The sequence below is a fragment of the Staphylococcus sp. GDY8P57P genome (assembly GCF_017892585.1).
GTDB lineage: Bacteria > Bacillota > Bacilli > Staphylococcales > Staphylococcaceae > Staphylococcus > Staphylococcus borealis.
Genome location: NZ_JAESLK010000116.1, coordinates 1 through 287, shown reverse-complemented (window position 1 = coordinate 287; position 287 = coordinate 1). Strand labels below are relative to the sequence as shown.

Here is a 287-nt window from a genome sequence, read left to right as displayed (position 1 = left end):
ATTTATCTAGCGGATCTAATCCTAAATACAATGAATTTATGGGTGCTTATAAATTACAATGGGAAATGATTAAATTTAGTAAAACCCACAATATAGAACGATATAATTTTTACGGTGTTACAGGTGATTTTTCTGATACAGCCGAAGATTATGGCGTACAACAATTTAAAAAAGGATTTAATGCTAATGTTGAAGAATATATTGGCGACTTTATAAAACCAATCAGAAAAAATTGGTATTTTATAAATAAATTACTCAACAAAATTAAATAATTTATTCCAATTTCC

Annotated in this window: 1 protein-coding gene; it reads left to right on the top strand. The window is 26.1% G+C overall.

The annotated features are described in order from the left end of the window. A partial coding sequence (locus tag KA878_RS14460; RefSeq protein WP_245336771.1) for a peptidoglycan bridge formation glycyltransferase FemA/FemB family protein occupies positions 1 to 272 on the top strand: 272 nt, incomplete at its 5' end. Positions 273 to 287: the final 15 nt, after the last annotated feature.